This window comes from Pantoea sp. SGAir0175, assembly GCF_043547855.1.
On the sequence record NZ_CP028081.1, the window covers coordinates 2997027 to 3011784 of the forward strand.

Sequence of the window (14758 nt, forward strand, 5' to 3'; positions counted from 1 at the left end):
TGCAACCCCCTTCCTTCATCTCTTTGGTAGAAAGAACATTACTTAAAAAAACACGGTGCGCTAAGAAGAGACGTCGACAGTTTTCCCGGCTATCCCGACAGAATTTCATTAAATGATATGCCCGTCGGTGAGACAGCGATACTGATTAATCATACCTATCAGCCTGCTGATACCCCCTATCACGGCACACATGCGATTTATCTCCGGGAAGGCTGTACTCATCAGGGGATATATATCAATGAAATCCCAAAATCACTCGCTGTCAGGCTCCTTTCAATGAGGGCCTTAGATGAAAAGCATTTCATGCTGGAGGCGGATATTTGTGACGGTGCGGCGGCGAAAAGTCGGCTGAATCATTTCTTTGACGATCCCACAGCCAGCTATGTCCATATTCATTATGCTAAGCCGGGATGTTACGCCTGCCTTGCCGAGCGTGTTCAGTGATTACCTGCGCCAGCTTGAGCATCGCTTCATACTGTTTGCAACGTCTGGAATCACTGATGTTAAACAATTTGACTGGGCCTCAAAATAATGCCGTTAGATTTGCGAAGCAATTTCTCAGTAGGAAAGCCTTCTCACGAAACGGACTTATTCAACAACTTTCATCGGATGCTGAAGATAGTTTCTAGATTTCTGACACTTCGGTAGCAGTGGACAACCTGAATATTGATTGGAATCAGGAGGCGGTGAAATTGCGAAGCAGTATCTCAACATGAAGGGCTTCTCATGCAAAGGCCTGATTCAGCAACTCTCCTCATGTGCCGGAGACACATATACAGTTGAGCAAGCAACCTACGGACAATACAGGCAGGTGGCTGCTAAAAAACGATGTGGTTTGAGTGACGTTTACCCTCGAACCACCGAATTCTCGGCTACAAACTTACGACGTAGGCGGTAAATGGTATATGACCGCAACTTCGGAATCCATCTCTATGCGCGGGTAGTGCTCACGCATCCCTTCTAGCAGTAATGCATCCGGCCATTCCACACTTTTTCCAAGCCTGGCCGCAACGTCAAAAAGCGGCATTTTTTCAACCTGCGTCACACATACCATGACCGTGTCATAGGCATCCTGCGCGTTTACGTAAAGCATAGGGCCCGGCACAATCTCGCATTCCCGCCATCGGATGGTATGACGCTTCCTGCCTGCGCGAACGTCCGGAAGCAGACGAGACACGATTTCAAGATACTGCAATGTCATATCACCTCCGGTGACCTGCACTAAGTAATGGATATAACGATCAGTAAGTAATATCGGTTTTTGACTAGTGGGTCGAATGTAATCTTATACAAGTTAGCTGATAAAAAAAGCAAAGCGTATCTTCTAAACGTCCGTTTCTGGCACAATGCGGATATTCTGCCCAGATTTCCTTAGTGAGCCTTAACGTCATGCCAGCAGTGTGTAAGCACCGCCATTTAAACCTCTCTTACTTCTCCCCACTTGCTCCCCACTTTTTCAGTTCCCCACTTGCTCCCCACCTGTTTTTTTCAAAACCCTGCTCAGCCCAGTACTGGTGCGGGTTTCAGGGGTTCTCCCCACTTTCCGGGTATATACAGGGAAAAAGTGGGGAATCCGGGGGCACGCTCCCCACCTTCCTCACCGCTTCCCCATTTTTTTACCCACTTTTATGATGTGAATGGAGCGTAAGGTGATCACCGTTCTGGATAATCAGATCATCATCAGTCAGCTTCTGCAGCCAGCGGGTAAAGTGTTTGGTATTAATCCCCATTGCTTTAATGGTCGTCGCGTACAATCATTTTTGTACATGCCTCCTGGCTGGCAATACGACTGCGAATAGCCTGCCAGAGTGCCATATGATTTCCTGTAATGTTCGGCACGCCGGCCAGTTCTGGTTCGCGCTCATCAGCCTCCCGGGCCACGTCCCGCACGGCCAGTGAATGGATTTCCTCTCCCTCTTCGTCCGTATACAGCCTGACCGGCTGCAGGTCGTACGCCCGGCGCTTCGGCTCTTCAGCGTCTTTCATCTTGGTGCAGGTCAGTATCAGGCGATGTTCTCATCCTCGCGCTTCACCTGAAACTCAGCGTCCAGCGCCGCGCGAAACGCGCTTGAGCCCCGCGCCCCTGTAGCCTCGTCTTTACCTGAGCGGTAAGCCACCAGCTTTGCTGCAAGGCTGGCACCTTTTGGAGCAGTATTATCTGCTGTCCGCTATGCGCGAGAAACGGACATTATCGTGGTTTTTTCAGCACAAAATGATTGCTTTCAGAAAATGGTTTCCCTCTTTTACTGGACGAGCTCCCCCTATGATTGTCCTACCGTTTAACTCATTTCTTGCCTCTTTTATCTACGACTTTAATGGCTAATATCACAATGTCTGAGCAGACGTACGAATTTAAATTCAGTCGTAGCGGTTCTGTGACAGACCATGATGATTAACAAATACTTACTTAAACATCTCAATAAGAGGATATAAGGATGAAGCGTCCAAACTGGTTTCAAGTTTCCGCTGAGGGTGGCAAGGCTATAGGAGCGATCCATAATTACGCCATTACCGGGACAAGTTTGCCAGATGATCTGATTCATTTAATTTTTTTAAGAGTTTCACAGATCAATGGTTGTGCACACTGTATAGATATACATGCTCGCGATCTTATTAAGAGTGGCATGTCCGTCGAGAAGATTGTATTGGTGCCTGTCTGGAGAGAATCTACCTATTTATTCTCGGGTATAGAGCAAGCTGCGCTCTCATGGGCGGAAGAAGTTACCCGTGTAAGTGAAACGCATGCTTCTGATGAAGCATATTCCGCAGCGCTTTCTGTATTCGGTGAAAAAGATTTGGTTGAACTTACCATTGTTATTGCCACTATGAATGCCATTAATCGTATGGGGATTAGTTTTCGAATGAAGCCGCTAGCTAAAGCCTGACAGATGTAAGCTACTCCTAAAATAGACTCTGGAGCCGTATTAAAGTCCGCTTTTGGCACAAAGCGGACCGATACTTGCCAGTCCGTAGAGGGGGGCGGATCAGAATATCAGCGTGTCTCCGCACATGTAGGCAAGACTGCTGATGAAGGATGAAACGGGAAGTTTTTTCTTTAGCGGGAAGTTGATTAGCTTGATCCCATTAAGAAGGTGCACGTCGCAACGCCCTTCTGCGGTATGCAGAAACAGCTTATCTATGTGTCGGGCGGCGTAGTCACGGCATCGTTCACGGTTGCGCCTGTCGGCGAGGTTCAGTGCGGCGATCCAATCTTTGGAACCTGCTACACCTCTGCTTCTGAGGGCGCGCAACTTCAGTTCACCCGCCCGTAGCTCTTTGCTCAGTTCCCGCACTTTCATTGCCAGCTCCGGAACGTCCGGAGCAATCTGGAGCGCGGCGATAAGCCGGTTGATGCTAAAGTTGAGTTCGACCAGACGGTTTTCTAGCCGACTGGCGGTGCCCACGACGGTTCCGTTTGCCTGCAGCATATCCATGCTGCACAGCAGGACGTCCACTAGGGCAGCATCAACGTGATCACGGCGTATGGCCGGTTCGTTGCAGCGTTTCAGGCGCCTCATTGGACAGGCGTAATAGCCCCGGCCCTTTTTGTCGACGCTGGTCAAAATGATGGAGTGCCCGCACGTTCCGCAGTACATCAGCGATCTGAAAATATTAATGAGGTAAGGATTGTCGCTGACGCCAGGGTTACCGAATCGGGCGAGACGGACGCCCTGCACGTCGTGGAAGAGTTTGTCCGGAACCACCTGAGGAAAATACCCGCTGATTTCGCTTACTCCTTTTGCCATCGTCTGATAAGACGGAGTAAACGTGCCTGTCAGGGCCTTATTGCCAAGCAGACTTTCAATGGTGCTGGGATTCCATCGCCCGATTTCCCCCGTCAAGGTTGGAACGCCGCGTTCATTGAGCGTTTTCGTGATGCCATTGAGTAAGGAGCCTTTAAGCCTGAGCCTGAATATCACATTAATGGTTCTGGCATGTTCTTCAATCAGCTCAAACTTCTCACCGTCAGGCGAAACAGTCAGCCAGCGCGGGCAGCTGCGCGTAATGAGCTTTCCGGTTGCCGCCGCATCTTCCCGTTTTTTCTGCCAGGCCGCACGCATGCGTCGTGACTTCGTCTCGCTCTCTTCATTCGCACGTTGTGCGATGAGGATAGCTTTAATAAGGGCATAGGGGTCATCAAGCGAGTCGATGCTGTAGTGGGTATGATCGCACAGCGTGACTACTTCGACGCCGGACCGCAGGATGCTCTTCAGCCGCTCGGTGGCATCGCTGATTTTTTCACGTGAAAGCCTGTCCAGGCTCTCTACCAGAAGAACGGTTCCTGCAGCAATGTAGCCGTGCTCTACAGCGTCCAGAAAGTCGTAAAGCGCGCCGCGGGTGGCGTTCATACCGCTGTAAGCACTGAGACCCAGATCCTGGTAGGTTGTTTCATCGAGCTCATAATCCGGATGCTGGGACAACCACTCAGAAATGAGTGCGTTCTGACGCCGCAGGGAGTCACCGTACTGCTGGGAAGCATTTGAAAATCTCACATAAGCTATGGCTTCTTTATCATGATGATCTCCTTCATATCGTGACAGCATGACACTTGTGTCGCTCAGGTTATGTGAAGGCAGGCACATCATCAGTTTTAATAGTCTGGCGTTTTTATCGTTAAGGATGGCCTTGCATGCGAGGACGGGACTTCTCTCTCCGTGCACGGCTTAAACAAAGCTGGTTCACGAAGGCGGTCGTCGATATTTATAAACGGGTTTCTAACATGTCAGTCAAGTCGATGGCGAGGTGGTTTTAGCCGCTGCATATTCCATTAGTCATGAGTCAACGCTTGCTATCTACAGTCGAATTACCCCAAACGGGATAACTTAATGCCGGCCTGGTGCTTAACCGCTGCGAAAAAATTGAATGGCATTATATTAATAAAAGGAATGATATGCGCCAGTGTCTGCTATGAGCGAAAAGCAGACGTTGCCCGCCGTTAGCCAGCGGGCAACATAATAACCAGCTATTTACGCAACAGGCGCAGGCCGTTTGCCACAACAAGCAGACTTGCACCCACATCGGCAAATACAGCCATCCACATGGTTCCCATGCCGGCAATGGTCAGGGCCAGAAATATTGCTTTGATGCCAATTGCCATAACGATGTTCTGTACCAGAATGCTGTAAGTCTGTTTTGAAAGCCGGACAAAGGCAGGGATTTTACGTAAGTCATCGTCCATCAGGGCAACATCAGCGGTTTCGATGGCGGTATCGGTGCCCATCGCGCCCATGGCAAAGCCGATATCGGCGCGAGCCAGCGCCGGCGCATCATTGATGCCGTCGCCTACCATGCCAGTGGTACCCTGAGCCGTAAGTGTTTCAATGGCGCGCAGTTTGTCCTCAGGCAACTGGTTACCCCGGGCTTCATCGATACCGACCTGAACGGCAATGGCCTGCGCTGTACTCGAATTGTCTCCGGTCAGCATGAGTGTCCGGACGTCCAGACCGTGCAGCTGGCTCACCGCTTCGCGACTGCTTTCTTTGACTGTATCTGCCACTGCAAACAGCCCGAGTACCTGATGACTGTCACAGAGCAGGATGACCGTTTTACCAGCGGACTCCAGTTCCCTGAGCGTCGCCCTGACAGTCTCCGGGCAGCTGCTCGTTTCGTCAGCCAGTCTCAGATTCCCGAGGCTGTAGGTTCTGTCATTGATGACACCCCGCACCCCGCGGCCCGGCAGAGCTTCAAAGCGCTCAACGTCATAACGCTGCGAACCCTCTAATGCTGCCGTCACGGCCTGCGAAACCGGATGATCGGAGTAACCCGCCAGACTCGCAGCCAGTCTGCGGCCTTCATCTTCGGCAACCCAGGTATAGATAATCACATCCGTTTGTACAGGTTTACCGTGCGTCAGCGTGCCAGTTTTGTCGAGCGCCAGCCATTTCAGTTTTCTGCCCTCTTCAAGATAAATGCCACCTTTAATCAGGATCCCCCGGCGGGCTGCCGCCGTCAGGCCGCTGACGATAGTTACTGGCGTGGAAATGACGAGCGCGCAGGGGCAGGCGATAACCAGCATGACAAGCGCCTTATAAACCCACTCGTGCCAGCTTTCACCTGCCATCAGTGGCGGGAGGATGGCAACCGCAACCGCGATTGCAAACACCACGGGGGTATAAACCTGTGCAAAGCGGTCAACAAAGCGTTGCGAAGAGGCTTTTGCCCCCTGGGCCTCCTCCACGGCATGAATGATGCGTGCGAGTGTAGTATTTCCGGCAGCAGCCGTTACCCGGTATTCAAAACCACCGGAGCCGTTAACCGTCCCGGCGAAAACCGGATCGCCTTCTCCTTTTTCGATCGGCAGGCTTTCGCCGGTAATGGGTGCCTGGTTGATGCTGGTCCTGCCTCGGACAACCCTGCCGTCAAGGGCGATACGCTCACCCGGTTTTACCCGGACCACGCTGTCAAGGGGTACAGATCTGGCATCTGCCACTGTCCAGGAACCGTCCGGCTGCTGAATCGTGGCTGTTTCAGGCGTCAGCGTCATCAGGGAGCCAATAGCATTGCGGGCGCGGTCAAGAGACTTCGCCTCAATCAGTTCCGCGATCGTGAACAGCACCATTACCATGGCGGCTTCCGGCCACTGCCCGAGCGCCAGCGCCCCGGTTACAGCAATGCTCATCAGGGCGTTAATATTCAGATTGCCGTTACGCAGCGCAATCCAGCCCTTTTTGTAGGTAGACAGGCCGCAGGCACCAACAGCGGCCAGGGCCAGAACTGCTTCCAGCCATTCCGGCATGCCTGTCCAGTGCATAGCTTCGGCCGCCGCTGCCGCAACGCCGGCCAGTGCCAGCGGCCACCAGGGATTTTTCTTTTCCTCAGTAGCCGCGTGCCGCCCGCTGCTGTCAGAGAGCTCAGGTTCAAAGCCCAGCGAACGAATGGCGGCCAGAACCGGCTCCAGCGTACCCGGTGCATGAACGACCGTCAGAACGCGCTGCATAAGGTTAAAATCCAGCTCCTTAACGGCCGACATACCGTCCAGCTTTTTACGGATCATGCCCTCTTCTACCGGGCAGTCCATCTGCCTGATGCGGATGCTGGTACGCACTCCGTCAGCGGTCAACTGCTGTGCCTGCAGCTCACCGGAAGTGACAGCCGCAGGTGCGCAGCAGGAACCGCAGGCGCTTTCCGCTTTGCTGCCTGAACAACTGATGCCGGCAGGCCGGGTGACTTTATCAGCCAGTTCCGGGTCAAAACCCAGAGAGCGCACCGCCTGTAGTACCGGCTCCAGTGCCTGCGGCGAGTGGGTCACGGTAAGTACCCTCTGCATCAGATTGAATTCAAGCTCACTGACGTCAGACAGTTTTGTGAGTTTTTTACGAAGCAACGTCTCTTCCGTCGGGCAGTCCATCTGCACGATGCGCAGACGTGTCTGAACGCTATCGCTCCCGTCGCGTTCTGCCACTGGCCCGGAAGGCTGACTCAGACTCTCCGATGAACAGCAGCTTCCGGCACTACAACAGTCCGGTGAGGCATCAGCCATTTTTTGCGAAGTTTTTCCGGAGGCGTCTGCCGTGGCAGCAGAGGTATAGCTGACGGATGTCCGCTCTCCGGACGCGGCAGAACCGCACTTGTTATTACTACAGCAGTCACTCATGTTTTTATCTCGTTCATAGCATATACTGGCATTAAAGACCCTGAAGTAACTACAGGGTCAAGTGTACAAGGAAAAAGTTATGAAAATTGGCGAACTGGCCCGGCAGGCAGGCTGTCCGGTAGAGACGGTGCGTTATTATGAGCGTGAGGGGCTGCTGCAGGCAGCATTACGTGACCAGGCAAATAACTACCGTCACTATGACAGTGCCCATCTGGAAAGACTGATGTTTATCCGCCGCTGTCGGGCGCTGGATATGACCCATGAAGAAATCCGGGTGCTGCTGCAGGCACGCAGTCAGCCTGATGCAGATTGCGGTATGGTTAACGACCTGATAAACGAGCACCTTCTTCATGTACAGGCCCGTATTCGTGAACTTAATATGCTGGAAACGCAGTTGTGCGAGCTGCAGAGTCATTGTAACGCCAACCGTGCAACGCGCGACTGTGGCATTTTGCGCGAACTGGAGCAGGCAGATGAGTCGGATGATGTCCTTCCCGTTATTTCTTCTGGCCATCTTGCCGGCAGCCATCCGCATTAATTTTTTAAGAGCAGGCTCTGTAACGAGCCGTTTTAATTAAAAGATAACGTCCGCTTCTGGCACAGAGCGGACATGCTGACTGAGCTGGAGGTCCGCTATGAGCGAGGAGCGGACCTTGATCGATTACAACTTATTTATCGACGTACTCTATATCTGACCTGCAAGATAAAAAACCACCAAAAATATATGTTTTACCGAATGTATAGTTGCTCGCTACCCCCTACTTAGCGATACTGCTCACTGTTTGTTAAACAGGAGTTGTAATGCTTCAGCTTAATCCTCTACAGCTTTTCAAAACGCTTTCTGACGAAACACGGCTCAGTCTGGTGCTGTTGCTGCGGGAAAAAGGAGAACTTTGCGTCTGCGAACTCACAACTACTCTCAGAGAATATCAGCCAAAAATTTCCCGTCATCTTGCGTTACTCCGGGACGCCGGTCTGCTTATCGACAGGCGTGATGGCAAGTGGATTCATTACCGACTGTCACCTCATATGCCCGTCTGGGCGGCAGCTGTAATTGAACAGGCTTATCTGTGCCAGCGGGATGACATCCTGCAGCTCAGCCAGCAGGCTGAGCGGGACAATGTAACCACCAACGGCAAGCCAATCTGCATTTAAATTTTTTAACTATTCATATGTGTTTTCCCATATGTATATTTTTAAGTTCTCTGCGCCAGGCCTGACAGGTGCAGTATTAAAGGAGAGTATATGTTTCTGGCGGGTGCGATTTTTGTTCTGACGCTGGTACTGGTTATCTGGCAGCCGAAAGGACTGAGTATTGGCTGGAGTGCCGTTATCGGGGGCGCTCTGGCGCTAATGACCGGCGTGGTGCATATCGGTGATATTCCTGCCGTATGGCAGATTGTCTGGAATGCGACGGCCACGTTTATTGCGGTCATCATCATCAGCCTGCTGTTAGATGAGTCCGGCTTTTTTGAGTGGGCAGCACTCCATGTTTCCCGCTGGGGAGGCGGCAGAGGAAGACTGCTGTTCACCTATATTATTCTGCTGGGCGCGGCAGTGGCATCGCTGTTCGCCAATGACGGCGCGGCGCTTATCCTGACGCCAATCGTTATTGCCATGCTCCTGGCGCTGGGCTTCAGTCCGGCTGCCACGCTGGCATTTGTAATGGCAGCGGGCTTTATCGCTGACACTTCCAGCCTGCCGCTAATCGTGTCGAACCTGGTCAACATCGTCACGGCGGACTTCTTTAAGCTGGGCTTCAGTGAGTATGCTTCCGTCATGGTGCCGGTGAATATTGCTTCCGTGGTGGCTACGCTGGTGATGCTGCATCTGTTTTTCCGCAAAGAGATCCCGGCAACCTATGACCTGGCGAAGCTGAAAGCGCCAGCGGAAGCTATACGCGACATGCGCACCTTTCGGGCCGGATGGTTTGTTTTACTTCTGCTGCTGGTCGGATTTTTCGGCCTTGAGCCCCTTGGAGTACCGGTCAGCCTGGTAGCAGCGGTAGGGGCGTTTGTTCTCTGGCTGGTTGCCCAAAAAGGACAGGTTATCGACACCCGCAAAGTGCTGAAAGGCGCGCCCTGGCAGATAGTCATTTTCTCGCTGGGCATGTACCTCGTGGTATATGGCCTGCGTAACGCCGGCCTGACGGATTACCTCTCTGCTGCTTTGAACCGTTTTGCTGAGCACGGCGTCTGGGGTGCCACACTTGGCACCGGCTTCCTGACTGCGGCACTCTCTTCCGTAATGAACAACATGCCTACCGTGCTGGTTGGCGCGCTTTCGATTGACGGCAGCACGGCTCAGGGTGTGGTGAAAGAGGCAATGGTATACGCCAACATCATCGGCTGCGATCTCGGCCCGAAAATCACACCCATCGGCAGCCTGGCGACACTGCTGTGGCTGCACGTGCTGGCTCAGAAAAACATCACCATCAGCTGGGGCTACTACTTCCGCGTGGGCATTGTGATGACCCTGCCGGTACTTTTTGTGACGCTGGCGGCGCTGGCCCTGCGCCTGTCTTTTCAACCTTAACCCCGGGGCTGCGTCTGTGCAGCTCCTTAACGGAGTACCGTTTATGACTGATATCACTATTTATCACAATCCGGCCTGCGGAACGTCCCGTAATACTCTGGCGCTTATCCGTAACAGTGGCGTGGAGCCAACAGTGATTTTGTATCTGGAGATGCCACCATCCCGCGACGAGCTTAAAAAGCTGATAGCTGATATGGGTATTAGCGCACGCGCCCTGCTGCGCAAAAATACAGAGCCGTATGAGCAGCTGGGGCTGGCAGAAGACCGGTTCAACGATGATGAACTGCTGAATGCGATGCTGGCTCACCCTATCCTCATAAACCGCCCCGTGGTTGTGACGCCGCTCGGCACAAGACTCTGTCGTCCGTCTGAAGCGGTTCTGGACATTCTGCCTGACCCGCAGCAGGGAGCATTTACGAAAGAGGACGGCGAAAAAGTCATTGATGAACACGGAAACCGGATGAGCCACTGATTTTTTCAGTGTGCTGCCGGCAGGAAGGGAGACGCAAAAACAGAAGCCGGCAGATGCCGGCTTTTTTCATATACTGCGCTGATTAACCCGCTCAGAGAGCTGCGCGGTACTTTCTTTCCTTTCGCTGTAGCGATCGGTCAGGTAGTCACTGCGCCCGCGCGTCAACAGAGTGAACTTCATCAGCTCCTCCATTACGTCCACGATGCGATCGTAGTAAGGCGAAGGCTTCATGCGACCATCTTCATCAAATTCAGCCCAGGCTTTTGCCACGGATGACTGATTCGGGATAGTAATCATACGCATCCAGCGCCCCAGAATGCGCATCTGATTAACTGCGTTGAAAGACTGCGAGCCGCCGCTGACCTGCATGACAGCCAGGGTTTTTCCCTGCGACGGGCGAACCGCACCTGACGTCAGCGGTATCCAGTCAATCTGCGCCTTCATGATGCCGGTCATAGCGCCGTGACGCTCCGGGGAGCACCATACCATGCCTTCCGACCAGAGAACCAGTTCGCGCAGTTCCACAACTTTGGGATGCGTTTCAGGGGCATCATCAGGCAGCGGCAGACCGGACGGATTAAAAATTTTGACCTCTGCACCCATTGCCGTCAGCAGCCGGGCGGCTTCTTCCGTCGTCAGCCGGCTATAAGATCGTTCCCGCAGCGAGCCGTAGAGCATCAGAATGCGGGGCGGGTGCGCCACTTCTGCAGCCCTCAGCTTATCTTCCGTCAGCGGCACGTCCAGGAGTGAAGTATCAACATTTTTCAGGGTATCGTTCATGTTATTCACAATGAGGTCTCTTTGTGAGTCGTCGCGGGTGACAGGCTGCAGCTACTGCCTGCGCAGCATTCTTCAGTAAGAAAGGCCATCAGTTGTTCAAGCTGCGTATAGCAAGGTCTGCAAAACAAGGTACGGCTCTGCCGTTCCTGGCTGATCAGGCCCGCGGACATCAGCGCCGAAATATGATGACTGAGCGTGGAGGGCGGAATACCGAGGCGCTTCTGCAGAACACCGACTGGCAGGCCGTCATGACCCGCTCTCACCAGCTCCCGGTATACGCTAAGACGGGTCGGGTGCCCCAGCTCCCGAAGCGCATTTGCTGCTGTTTTTAAATCCATACGCCCTCTTTGAACTATATTTCCAGAATAATAGAAATATAATCAGCGTCAAATATTTTTCCCCGGAATGGATGGCTCGCCCTTATCCCGGTTCGGTCCAGCAGAGGAAGGATGACGACGCCAGATCACTATGGAAATCGCCGTGATGAACAGGGTAAGGATGGCAGATAAAAGCAGCGTGCCGGGTGTGCCGTATTGCTCCAGCAGTATGGCGTAAACTGACGGCGCGAGCGCCGCGAGCAAAAAAGCGGGTGACAGCAGTAAGCCTGTTTTACGGGCATACTGCTGCGGATCAAATAGCACAAGAGGCAGGACGGCCTTAATGATCGTACTCAGTCCGTTTACAGCCCCGTAACTCAGAATAAAGATGGCTGTAGCCACCGGGGTAACATTCCCTGCAAGGCCAACCAAAAAGCATAATGGCAGAATAATGCCGGTAAACAGGCTCAGACGGATCGCTGAAGTACGTGCACCGGAAGCCACGTCCAGCAGTCTGGCGCTCACCTGTCCCACCCCCCACAACATACCCGCTACGGCGGGCATACCATAAGCGGCCAGTATCTGAGGAAAATGAGCGGACACGCCGGTGGAAACAAAGCTTATCAGCGCTATCAACGTGGCGTACCACAGGCCGCTGATAAAGGCTTTCCGGTCTTCTGCTGGTCCGATCGCCTGAAGAGCGGGCTGCCCGGCAACGGAAGGTTGACGCCGATAACCTGCCGGAACGGTGGTCAAAAAAAGCAGGCTGACAATGCCTGCACAGCCGTAAACGATAATGGCATGCCGCCAGTCGGTAAAGTGCAGTAGCGCAGCGCCAGCAGGCCAGAACGCGACTGACGCGAGACCACCCAGCAGTGTGACCAGGGTGATTGCCCGGCGGGCCTCTGCGCCTGCAATTTCTACAAGCAGCGCAAATGCGGCATCATACAGGGCAAGTCGCATGCCAGCTCCCATCAGGAGCCAGACGGCAACCCACGATGTGGTTGAATGGGTAAAAGCCATCAGAAAACAACCGAGGACTATGACGAAGGTTCCCACCATCATCACCGTACGCCCGCCGGTACGTGCTATAAGGGGGCCGGTAAGTGGCGAGACAAGCCCCATAACAAGCATGGCAATAGTCAGCCCGGAGAATGTCACAACTGGTGACCGGCCTGTCTCCGACATGATGGCGGTCCCGAAGACCCCCGGCATATAGAATGTGATACCCCAGTTGATTAGCTGCGTCATGCCAATGCAGAAAATGGTGCGGCCTGTCAGATACCCGTCAGTCAACCCGTGCTCTCCGGAAATGTGGCGTCGCCCTGCCCGAGCGTACGCTGCAGGATGACCGTATCAAGCCAGCGTCCGTGCTTGAAGCCCACAGATCTGAGCGTTCCTGTAATGCTGAAGCCTGCCGCGCGATGCAGGGCAAGAGAGGCGCTATTTTCGCTGTTTCCAACTACGGCCACGAGCTGGCGAAAGCTACGGTCCTCTGCCCATGTGACCGCACTCAATAACAACTTTTTTCCGATCCCCTGGCCCTGAAAATTGGGGGCAATATATACAGAATTCTCCAGGGTGAATCTGTAGGCACACCGTTCCCGGTAGAGTGACAGGTAGCAGTATCCGCGGACATTGCCGTCCTCAACAGCCACAAACCAGGGCAGTCCTGCTGCACGCACCTTTTTCAGGCGGGCTGTCATTTCAGCCGGATCCGGCGGTTCAGTTTCAAAAGTGGCGGTGCCATGCAATACGTGATAAGCATAAATCTGCTGGATGGCAGGAATATGTCGTTCATCTGCTTCGGTTATTTCCATCGGTACGGCTCCTTCTGCGGTCATAAGCAGAGACTAACCGGAATGAACAATTTCAGACAGGCAGCAGGACTTATCAGCGGCATAAGGAAAATTTTGGCATGACAAACCTGAACCTCGATCACCTGGCTACTTTCAGACTGGTCGTCAGCCGGGGCAGTTTCTCCGGGGCGGCTGAAGCACTTGGTCTGTCGCAGCCGGCAGTGAGCCTGCATATAAGACAACTGGAGCAGGCGCTTCAGGTCCGGCTTATTGAGCGAACCAGCCGGGGAGTAAGGCCCACGCCAGCCGGGCTGACTCTCGTTGAGCACAGCATGAAAATTGATGCAGTGGTAAGTACAGCAGTTGAATCGGTGTGCCAGCATTCTGATGAGATAACCGGCACTGTTACTGTTGGCACAGGCGCAACGGCCTGTATTCATTTACTTCCCCCCTTACTACAGCAACTGCGGCAGGCCCATCCCCTGCTGAAGGTGGACGTACGCACAGGTAACACTTCCGATATAGTGCGGGGCGTGGAGGAAAATCGTATAGATATTGGCCTGGTGACTCTGCCAGCTGCAGGTAAAAACCTGAGCATCATCCCGCTGGGTACGGATGAGTTTGTTGTCATCATGGAAAAGGATGCATCAGAGCCGAGTGCGAAAATATGGAATCCGGGCGCTTTGTTGCCGCTGCCGCTGATTATCTTTGAACCGGGAAGCGGGACACGCGCCCTGATTGACCAGTGGTTCCGGGAGACGGGACATATTGCCTGCCCGGTCATGGAGCTTGGCAGTATCGAAGCTATTAAAAGAATGGTCCGTGCCGGTCTTGGCTACAGCATTGTTCCCAGAATGTCCGTTGCATGCATTGAGGAAAGATCGGGGCTCGATCTTTACTCTGTGACGCCCTCTCTTCACCGGACTCTCGGGACAGTCATGCGGGAAGACCGGATTGTAAGCAGAGGTATCAATGAAGTGCTGAAAAACCTAAACAGCAGTTTTGCAAAAAACGAAATCAGATAAATATTCTTCGATATCTAAACCGGACAGGTCTACTCTCTCCGGCGAAGTATCACTACAGCTTTTACCAGCTACCAACGTCCGCTTCTGGCACAAAGCGGATATTCTGCCTGAGCTTTCCTGAATGAGCTTTAATGTCAGGCCAGCAATGTGCAAGCAAGCTGACACTCCGCGCTTCCCTCACACCTCCTCACTTTCTCCCTCACTTTTTTGCCCTTCACTTTTTCCGCACCTGTTTT

General features: G+C 53.2%; 17 protein-coding genes. 9 read left to right on the forward strand and 8 right to left on the reverse strand.

Annotation, left to right across the window (positions count from 1 at the left end; translation table 11 throughout):
* The first annotated feature begins 117 nt into the window (after window positions 1-117).
* The 3 genes from C1N56_RS14065 to C1N56_RS14075 all read left to right on the forward strand — a co-directional run bounded on the left by C1N56_RS14065 (window position 118) and on the right by C1N56_RS14075 (window position 898).
* Complete coding sequence (locus tag C1N56_RS14065; protein ID WP_338119616.1) at window positions 118-444, forward strand: DUF1203 domain-containing protein; 327 nt, start codon at window positions 118-120, stop codon at window positions 442-444.
* Between the two features lie 56 nt (window positions 445-500).
* Entirely contained in the window at window positions 501-629 is a 129-nt protein-coding gene (locus C1N56_RS14070) for an Ltp family lipoprotein (protein WP_394516778.1), read from the forward strand.
* Window positions 630-712: 83 nt separating this feature from the next.
* Entirely contained in the window at window positions 713-898 is a 186-nt protein-coding gene (locus C1N56_RS14075; protein WP_394517478.1) for an Ltp family lipoprotein, read from the forward strand.
* Here the strand turns inward: C1N56_RS14075 and C1N56_RS14080 are convergent.
* Together C1N56_RS14080 and C1N56_RS14085 are read right to left on the reverse strand one after the other, a co-directional pair.
* Window positions 881-1201 carry an ASCH domain-containing protein gene (locus C1N56_RS14080; RefSeq protein WP_264441538.1) on the reverse strand — a complete coding sequence of 107 codons (321 nt, stop codon included), beginning with the start codon at window positions 1199-1201 and terminating at the stop codon, window positions 881-883. The two genes, C1N56_RS14075 and C1N56_RS14080, sit on opposite strands and share 18 nt — an antisense overlap.
* A gap of 533 nt (window positions 1202-1734) precedes the next feature.
* Complete coding sequence (locus tag C1N56_RS14085) at window positions 1735-1986, reverse strand: hypothetical protein (RefSeq protein WP_264441539.1); 252 nt, start codon at window positions 1984-1986, stop codon at window positions 1735-1737.
* 449 nt (window positions 1987-2435) lie between these two features.
* On the opposite strand from C1N56_RS14085, the gene C1N56_RS14090 reads away from it, so the two are divergent.
* Window positions 2436-2885 carry a carboxymuconolactone decarboxylase family protein gene (locus tag C1N56_RS14090; protein WP_394516779.1) on the forward strand — a complete coding sequence of 150 codons (450 nt, stop codon included), beginning with the start codon at window positions 2436-2438 and terminating at the stop codon, window positions 2883-2885.
* Window positions 2886-2984: 99 nt separating this feature from the next.
* Here the strand turns inward: C1N56_RS14090 and C1N56_RS14095 are convergent, their stop codons facing one another.
* Window positions 2985-4544: a recombinase family protein gene (locus C1N56_RS14095; RefSeq protein WP_394516780.1), complete on the reverse strand. Its 1560-nt coding sequence runs from the start codon at window positions 4542-4544 to the stop codon at window positions 2985-2987.
* Between the two features lie 419 nt (window positions 4545-4963).
* The gene (locus C1N56_RS14100; protein WP_394517479.1) at window positions 4964-7480 is read right to left on the reverse strand and encodes a heavy metal translocating P-type ATPase; all 2517 of its coding nucleotides are present in this window, start codon (window positions 7478-7480) and stop codon (window positions 4964-4966) included.
* A gap of 193 nt (window positions 7481-7673) precedes the next feature.
* On the opposite strand from C1N56_RS14100, the gene cadR reads away from it, so the two are divergent.
* The 4 genes from cadR to arsC all read left to right on the forward strand — a co-directional run bounded on the left by cadR (window position 7674) and on the right by arsC (window position 10601).
* Window positions 7674-8132, forward strand: a complete 459-nt coding sequence (gene cadR, locus C1N56_RS14105; RefSeq protein WP_033755771.1) for a Cd(II)/Pb(II)-responsive transcriptional regulator — start codon at window positions 7674-7676, stop codon at window positions 8130-8132.
* Window positions 8133-8395: 263 nt separating this feature from the next.
* A complete protein-coding gene (locus tag C1N56_RS14110; RefSeq protein WP_394516781.1) occupies window positions 8396-8749 on the forward strand; it encodes a metalloregulator ArsR/SmtB family transcription factor in 354 nt (117 codons plus the stop codon).
* Between the two features lie 90 nt (window positions 8750-8839).
* Window positions 8840-10129: an arsenic transporter gene (locus C1N56_RS14115; protein ID WP_019106253.1), complete on the forward strand. Its 1290-nt coding sequence runs from the start codon at window positions 8840-8842 to the stop codon at window positions 10127-10129.
* Window positions 10130-10172: 43 nt separating this feature from the next.
* Window positions 10173-10601, forward strand: a complete 429-nt coding sequence (gene arsC, locus C1N56_RS14120) for a glutaredoxin-dependent arsenate reductase (RefSeq protein WP_028722307.1) — start codon at window positions 10173-10175, stop codon at window positions 10599-10601.
* 66 nt (window positions 10602-10667) lie between these two features.
* Here arsC and arsH read toward each other — a convergent pair whose 3' ends face one another.
* Genes arsH through C1N56_RS14140 form a run of 4 tightly spaced genes read right to left on the reverse strand, consistent with a single transcriptional unit; the run spans window position 10668 to window position 13518 of the window.
* Window positions 10668-11381: an arsenical resistance protein ArsH gene (gene arsH / locus C1N56_RS14125; RefSeq protein ID WP_028722789.1), complete on the reverse strand. Its 714-nt coding sequence runs from the start codon at window positions 11379-11381 to the stop codon at window positions 10668-10670.
* A 5-nt stretch (window positions 11382-11386) separates the two neighbouring features.
* On the reverse strand, window positions 11387-11719 hold the full coding sequence (locus C1N56_RS14130) for an ArsR/SmtB family transcription factor (protein ID WP_028722790.1): 333 nt from the start codon (window positions 11717-11719) through the stop codon (window positions 11387-11389).
* 48 nt (window positions 11720-11767) lie between these two features.
* Window positions 11768-12994: an MFS transporter gene (locus C1N56_RS14135; protein WP_394516782.1), complete on the reverse strand. Its 1227-nt coding sequence runs from the start codon at window positions 12992-12994 to the stop codon at window positions 11768-11770.
* A complete protein-coding gene (locus C1N56_RS14140) occupies window positions 12991-13518 on the reverse strand; it encodes a GNAT family N-acetyltransferase (protein ID WP_014606056.1) in 528 nt (175 codons plus the stop codon). The genes C1N56_RS14135 and C1N56_RS14140 overlap by 4 nt, the downstream gene beginning before the upstream one ends.
* Before the next feature lie 98 nt (window positions 13519-13616).
* Here C1N56_RS14140 and C1N56_RS14145 point away from each other — a divergent pair, with 98 nt between their 5' ends.
* A complete protein-coding gene (locus tag C1N56_RS14145; protein ID WP_101826943.1) occupies window positions 13617-14522 on the forward strand; it encodes a LysR family transcriptional regulator in 906 nt (301 codons plus the stop codon).
* Window positions 14523-14758 lie beyond the last annotated feature (236 nt).

Coding starts and splice junctions, on each gene's coding strand:
- C1N56_RS14065 (WP_338119616.1), top strand. CDS start 118: ATGCCCGTCGGTGAGACAGCGATACTGATTAATCATACCTATCAGCCT.
- C1N56_RS14070 (WP_394516778.1), top strand. CDS start 501: ATGTTAAACAATTTGACTGGGCCTCAAAATAATGCCGTTAGATTTGCG.
- C1N56_RS14075 (WP_394517478.1), top strand. CDS start 713: ATGAAGGGCTTCTCATGCAAAGGCCTGATTCAGCAACTCTCCTCATGT.
- C1N56_RS14080 (WP_264441538.1), bottom strand. CDS start 1,201: ATGACATTGCAGTATCTTGAAATCGTGTCTCGTCTGCTTCCGGACGTT.
- C1N56_RS14085 (WP_264441539.1), bottom strand. CDS start 1,986: ATGAAAGACGCTGAAGAGCCGAAGCGCCGGGCGTACGACCTGCAGCCG.
- C1N56_RS14090 (WP_394516779.1), top strand. CDS start 2,436: ATGAAGCGTCCAAACTGGTTTCAAGTTTCCGCTGAGGGTGGCAAGGCT.
- C1N56_RS14095 (WP_394516780.1), bottom strand. CDS start 4,544: ATGCTGTCACGATATGAAGGAGATCATCATGATAAAGAAGCCATAGCT.
- C1N56_RS14100 (WP_394517479.1), bottom strand. CDS start 7,480: ATGGCTGATGCCTCACCGGACTGTTGTAGTGCCGGAAGCTGCTGTTCA.
- cadR (WP_033755771.1), top strand. CDS start 7,674: ATGAAAATTGGCGAACTGGCCCGGCAGGCAGGCTGTCCGGTAGAGACG.
- C1N56_RS14110 (WP_394516781.1), top strand. CDS start 8,396: ATGCTTCAGCTTAATCCTCTACAGCTTTTCAAAACGCTTTCTGACGAA.
- C1N56_RS14115 (WP_019106253.1), top strand. CDS start 8,840: ATGTTTCTGGCGGGTGCGATTTTTGTTCTGACGCTGGTACTGGTTATC.
- arsC (WP_028722307.1), top strand. CDS start 10,173: ATGACTGATATCACTATTTATCACAATCCGGCCTGCGGAACGTCCCGT.
- arsH (WP_028722789.1), bottom strand. CDS start 11,381: ATGAACGATACCCTGAAAAATGTTGATACTTCACTCCTGGACGTGCCG.
- C1N56_RS14130 (WP_028722790.1), bottom strand. CDS start 11,719: ATGGATTTAAAAACAGCAGCAAATGCGCTTCGGGAGCTGGGGCACCCG.
- C1N56_RS14140 (WP_014606056.1), bottom strand. CDS start 13,518: ATGGAAATAACCGAAGCAGATGAACGACATATTCCTGCCATCCAGCAG.
- C1N56_RS14145 (WP_101826943.1), top strand. CDS start 13,617: ATGACAAACCTGAACCTCGATCACCTGGCTACTTTCAGACTGGTCGTC.